The organism is Eubacterium sp. MSJ-13 (assembly GCF_018918235.1).
In the GTDB taxonomy this organism is placed as follows: domain Bacteria; phylum Bacillota; class Clostridia; order Lachnospirales; family Lachnospiraceae; genus Butyribacter.
This window is the reverse complement of the sequence record NZ_JAHLQE010000002.1, coordinates 1-6395: the sequence shown is the minus strand read 5'-3', so window position 1 is coordinate 6395 and position 6395 is coordinate 1. Positions and strand designations below refer to the sequence as shown.

The window sequence follows — 6395 nt, the reverse complement described above, 5'->3', positions numbered from 1 at the left end:
TCTAATTATGGCATAATATTTGTTGATATGCTATCCGCATGGATATTTTGCGCTTACCTATCAAATAACTAATTACTATTGTATTAAAACTTATTTTATCATAAAAAAAATTTTTCCAAAATACAATATCACAAACTCTACAATAATACGAAACACTAAATAATGAAATAAATCCAGGAAATAATATAGCAAATAAATCATATATTCCCAACCTATCCAACAATTTGTCCATATAATCTCCATTTCTTATAAAACACCACAATATTTTGCCAATTTTATCCTCAATTTTCTTACATAATACCTAAAATTTTCATTCCAGTCAGTAATTTCTTGATTATCAACAATATCTTTTCTTTTTTGTATTTCTTTATATATTTTTTCCAATAAATCTTCAATTTCCTTATCAGCAATTCCATTTTTAAATTGCAAATGTATTTGTAAACTCAATTTTCTAACTTTTGTAAGAACACCATCAAATGAATCAAATGACACAATATCCGACAAATATCCCAATAACTCTGCAGCTATTTTAGTAAGATTTTCTCGAGCCTCAGCTCTATATTTTAATTTGGGTTGAACAAAAATATAAAATACCAAATTTGCAAGTAAAGTAACTATACTGATAATAGCAGGAATCCAAATTTCTAAATTATTTGAACTTTGATCTACTTTTTCTAATATCCTTAATAAAATTTCTTTTTCCACTCTTTTTAACCTTTAAAATATACTATTAAAATTAAAAGTATCATTATGATATCAACAACAATGTATATAATGGGCAATAAAAGTTCTAATTTACTATTTCTTTTATATTTTTTATTACTTTGTAATGCTTCCCATTCCATCCTAAATGGTTTAAAAATCATCTTTTCCTCAATATTACTTATTACATTATATTTCTCAATATTTATAATTTTGTAATTCTTAATAAATTTCATCCAAACAAAACAAATTATAATTCCCATAATGTTCAAAAAAATACTCATTATTTTCCATTCTAACGATATTGTAGCTATTATAGCTGTATTAATTCCTAAAAAGAATTTATTCATATTGTCCCTTCTTTTACTTATTTCATTTGCCATTTCTATACACAATGTCCACTGTGCAATCATATATTCATTAATTTCTTTATTTTCCACTATTAATTTTTTCCTCCTCCATACATGACCATACTAGTCTTATCATTATTGCTAATCTATATTTTTCATATCGTTTCTTTCTCATAAAAAACACAACAAAAAATATTATTGTAACTGCTTTTGCTAACCAGTAATACCAAAATACATCTCCCAAAAATATCTTAAATTCCAACACTCCAAAAATAATTAAACATATATACATAAATGAACGACTCATCTCCGATAGTATTAACATTTTATCAACTTTACTATTTAAATTCCTTTTTTCCAAGTAATTTACACAATATGAAAATACAAATAAATTTATTTCTTCTTCTGCTACATCCTTATGTTCCATCTGCTTTATTACACTTTTTCTTATCTCTTTTCCAATTTTATACATACACTCATTACTAAAACTTCTTTTCCAATTTTCTTTTGTTAAAAATGTTTTCCTCTGTTCTCCACCATACAATAATTTATGAAGAAATAATTTATCAAATATAGTACCTATTTCCTGTAGCACTATTCCAATTACATAACTCGCAACTAAAAAATATACATATCTTTGATTTCCTAATCTCTTCCACCATTCACATTCATTTAATGATAATACTACTCCTATTGAACACCAAAACACTACTCCTGGAATTAACATTGTGAAAATATCAAAAATATTTAATTTATCCATAAAATCACTCATAATGCCCCTTCTTTCTTTATCTTATTGAATTGTCTGATTGCACAAAACCAAAATATCCAGCTGTTGTTCAAAGAATCAACACATTGAAATTTCATGATTGTTTTTTATTTTTCATTCTTTTTATTTTGAAAAAATCTAATCATTAAGTCAAAAAATTTTCCCTTATCATCTATACCATATTTTTGCATAAATGATTTTTCGATATTTTGTAATTCTTTGTAATAATTTTCAGATATTTTAACAATGTTTTTAGATTTCTTCTGGTTATCCTTCTCTATTTGTTCCTTTAATAGTTTTAATAATACATCCCTCAAAAATTCCTGTACAGTACCCGTTTTTTCGTTATATTCAATGTTTAGCGGCAATCCTTTTGTAAAACCAAAAACACAATTAAAAAATTCATCTCTATATTTTTCTTTCATTTTCTTTTTATCTCCTGATAGAACTTCTTCATATATTCTCTTATCAAATATATTATATTTAAATCCATCTTTAATGTCAGAGCCTTTGCATGCATACATTTTTTCTAAAATCATTCTAAAATCATTCTTTTCTGCTTCATCTATATCGATTTTATACAAATTTTCATTATTTCCTAAAAATTTCGTTTCTATTTCATATAGTGCCGACATAATAGGAGTAATTGAATAAATATGATTATGTTCCAAAATGTTAGCAGCACAACTATCCATAGTCTCAACATATGCTTTATGAAATAACTGATAAAAATAATGCGAATATGTGTAACAATATCCTAGATTTCCTTTATAACCGCTAATTACATCAGCATTTATTGTATTCCAACGAAATTCACTTGCGTCTAGAGATGCATTAGCAAAAATCTTTCCTATAATCTCATTTATTGATTGTTTTACACTATTCTCTAACTTTTCATTCCATTCCAGAATTTCTAAACTACTAGATTCTTTCATTGAAATAGAAGCTATCAATTTTCGAATATATTTATAATTTGATTTTTCAAAACAAAACTGCTCTTTTATTAGGCTTTGCTTACCACAATACGGAATTATATTATTTTTCAAAACAATGTATTGTATATCTGACATATAATTTTTTAATTCAGTGTTTTGATCTAAAATATATGTAACTACTTTCGGACACCTATTTGATATAAAGGACCAATCTAATGTTGCAACTTCTTGTTCAGATTTATAAAAAATATCTATTCCTGTAAACATACAATATACAGGTGCTTTAGGTATACTCTTCTTTATGCATGGCACTATTGTCCGTAGTTCATCTGGTTTTCCAGCATCTAATTTTTTTACAAATAAAACGGCTACTTTTCTATCTCTGTCAGTTTTTTCATACCATTTGCAATCTTTGCTATTCATCTCATAATAATAATTATCCAATCTGTGTATAATATCTTTTTGCGAATTAGTTTCAACATGATCTAAACCACAAGTGTCAACTAATGTCAATTGATTTATATTAAACTCTCGAAAAATAAATGAGTACTCATTACTTATTTTATCTTGAATTTGTACATTATCAACCATTCCTGTTAAAGAACGATTATTTGATACTTGCAAACACTCTGAAAGAAATTCTCTAGTTTCTTTTGTAGCATCATCTAATCTTATAGGTTTGTCATAAAAAGGATACCTCTCTTGTATTGCAATTTTAATGATTTTATGTATTTTTTTATAGCATTGTATTAAATTGTTATATAATTTTATTTTTAATTTTTCAGAGTCATCATCTTCTTCAGGATATTCTTCTCCATTTTTGTCATCTTGATTTGTTAAATTCCCCCATCTACTTTCTAACTGCCTTAAATTATAAACATCCTCTACATCAAGAATGTATTCAAAGTCTTTTAAATCAAAAAATCCTTCACAATGCAAAATAATTTTATTATATTCATTTATTAATTCAGGCAATTGTTCGTCCAATTGTTTATCACCGGACTTATCTCCTACAACTTTCTCAATTAGATTTTTACGATACTCGTCAAAATTGAAATCATTACGCCAATTCTCAATTTTTTCTATTGCTTCAAATACCTCTCCAGGAATATAATTATTTTCTTCTTCGAGCATAAGTACCTTTCTAGCTTCGATAACTTCATTTTCATCTAAAATATATTTTAAAACTTTTATATATTTATCTTCTTTAAATATATTTAACAAAGTTTGGTATAATTTGATTTTTTCTTTATTTACTAATTCATCCTCTAAGCAACATAGTATTTGATTTTTTTGCTTTTCATATGCTTCCTCTTTTCCTTCAACATCACTAATTATGTTTAAAATCTCAAAAATATTTTTCATCAATTTCTTTTCGTCAGTAACAAAATTTTTACTTAATTTAAATATTTTTTCAAAATAAAATGCAAATGAATACATATCTACATGTGTCAACATTTGTTCTACAAACTTTTGTTGATTTAAAAAATAAACAGTTGCTTTAGGCAGTTTTTGTGTTACTGAATATTTGTATATAACATCTGTACGGGTTGTCTGACCATCGTTTGTAGAATTGATGCTATTTCCATGAAGAGCAAAATTTTTAGCAATAGATGATTTTCCAGCACCACTTCCTCCAATCATCAGGATTGTTATGTCATTTTCCATTTTCAACTCTTGTTCATAAATCCATTCTATTTGAATTTTATTCTCACCAACTCTCTTATAAATTATACAATTATTTTCTCTTAAAAAGTTTATTATATATTCAATTCTAAGATAATATATTATTTTAAATGGATTTTTTCCATCATCAACATTGGCAATAGACTGATTTATTCCTAAAATAAATTCTTTTCCACTATTTTTTACAAATAACGGGCTTCCAGATAATCCTTCTAACAAAGCTCTATCACCTAAATCATTATACCAATGATAATCATCTGTAATTTGATATGCACCAATTCTATCATTAAACGGAAAAATAGTTTTTTCTATTCCCTCCAATTGAATCCTCTTGTTAACCTCCTGCTCAAATAAAACACCTGGATATCCTTCTACATATAATTTTTCTCTATTTTCAAGTTTGTTAAACATTATGTCTGTTGATAGAGTTAACTTAATCCCTCTATTTAATATTATCAGTAATGCTACAATATCTTTTGTTCTATCCCATTCATCTAAAGTATCTTCTTCATCGTTGTCTGACTTGTACTTGTTTTCAAATAATTTAATTTGACAAATATCATCTATATCAATTAAATTTCCCCAATCATCATAAAATGTCAATTTTACACAATCTTTAATATTAATTTTTGGAAGATATCCTAATACATGATGATTAGTTATTAGTATATACGAGTCTCCTACATTCTCATCATTTTCTGTTTCTTTTCCTTTGTAATCACAAGGATATAATAATCCTGTACCTATATTATTTAATGTTTCTATTAAAACTATATTTTTTTCAATCATATTTCTATTTCCTCGTCACTTTCCGCCTTAACACTAATTTGATCATCTTTAATATCCATCTTTGCATAAATTACAAAATCAATTATTTTCTTAGTTATTTCATTTATGATACCTTTATGTGGATGTATTCCTTTCCAATCATCTTCACCAGTCACAATAAATTTAGAACACTTATGTTTATTTGCAAAATCTACAATTCCCTTATTATTTTTTTCAGCACCATGATGAGGCATTTTAATTATATCAATTACTTTTTTATTTAAGTTTTCTCCTAAGCTAGACAAAATTTTGTCTATATGCTTGATGTATGCATCTCCAGCAAACAGTGCACATTTATCCTTATATTCAATTAAAAACACAATTGAATTTCTATTTATTTTTACAGCACTACCCCTTTTATCTTTTGATCTTTTAATTTTATATTCTTCATATACACTATCAATCCCATTTTTATCTGGTGATAACAAAATTAATATAGGTATTTCTTTTTGAAGTTCCTCAATTTGATTATAAAAATCTTTGCTTTCACCTTTAGAAATAATCTCTATTTTTGATCCTAATATATCTGGATATTTCTGTTTTGCACTGGAAAAGACTGTATGATTTTTTATTTTTTCTTCAAACTCTTCTGCCTGACTATAGCTAATAACATCTTTTGTTACATAATTATAAATAACTATTGTTTGTTCAAACATTTCTGGTCTTTTTTTCATTAATTCGATAATCCCTTTTATATGATCTTGATCAATATGTGTTACAATCATAATATCTATTTTTTTATCATCACTTTTTTCTATTTCTTCTAATCTTGTAATTATCTCATCAGTCTGAGTTCCATCTCTTCCATCAACTAAAATTCTTATCGGCATGGTTTGTTCACCAATTTCAATAAAAAAGCAATCGCCAAGACCGCTACCTATCGAATATATTTTAAACAATCTTTTTCACTCTCCTTTTACACACTATCTTGTTTCAAGAAATCCGTTCAAACCCTTTATTTCCTCTAAATCATCATATTTATGTGAGATAAATACAGTAGTCTTTGCTGATCCCTCATAATCATATATCTCCTGAACTGATTTATTTATATTTTCTATTGTATATCCAGTCAAGCGGATATTCGCAATCCGCTTTGCTACTTGCTCATAACACTATTGGCTGCTA

Annotated in this window: 6 protein-coding genes; all 6 read right to left on the bottom strand. The window is 26.1% G+C overall.

Annotated features, from left to right (window positions below):
- Positions 1–246: 246 nt before the first annotated feature.
- Complete coding sequence (locus KQI69_RS00045) at positions 247–705, bottom strand: hypothetical protein (RefSeq protein ID WP_216563181.1); 459 nt, start codon at positions 703–705, stop codon at positions 247–249.
- Between the two features lie 5 nt (positions 706–710).
- Positions 711–1142 carry a hypothetical protein gene (locus KQI69_RS00040; protein WP_216563180.1) on the bottom strand — a complete coding sequence of 144 codons (432 nt, stop codon included), beginning with the start codon at positions 1140–1142 and terminating at the stop codon, positions 711–713.
- A complete protein-coding gene (locus KQI69_RS00035; protein WP_216563179.1) occupies positions 1132–1824 on the bottom strand; it encodes a hypothetical protein in 693 nt (230 codons plus the stop codon). Before KQI69_RS00035 ends, KQI69_RS00040 begins: the two co-directional genes overlap by 11 nt.
- 104 nt (positions 1825–1928) lie before the next feature.
- Positions 1929–5231: a hypothetical protein gene (locus KQI69_RS00030; protein WP_216563178.1), complete on the bottom strand. Its 3303-nt coding sequence runs from the start codon at positions 5229–5231 to the stop codon at positions 1929–1931.
- On the bottom strand, positions 5228–6169 hold the full coding sequence (locus KQI69_RS00025; RefSeq protein WP_216563177.1) for a hypothetical protein: 942 nt from the start codon (positions 6167–6169) through the stop codon (positions 5228–5230). The genes KQI69_RS00030 and KQI69_RS00025 overlap by 4 nt, the downstream gene beginning before the upstream one ends.
- Before the next feature lie 24 nt (positions 6170–6193).
- Positions 6194–6343, bottom strand: coding sequence for a hypothetical protein (locus KQI69_RS00020; RefSeq protein ID WP_216563176.1), 150 nt, complete (start codon positions 6341–6343; stop codon positions 6194–6196).
- Between the last annotated feature and the right edge of the window lie 52 nt (positions 6344–6395).

Excerpts from the sequence above, each read along its gene's own strand:
- KQI69_RS00030 (WP_216563178.1), bottom strand. The coding sequence starts at position 5,231 with ATGATTGAAAAAAATATAGTTTTAATAGAAACATTAAATAATATAGGT.
- KQI69_RS00035 (WP_216563179.1), bottom strand. The coding sequence starts at position 1,824 with ATGAGTGATTTTATGGATAAATTAAATATTTTTGATATTTTCACAATG.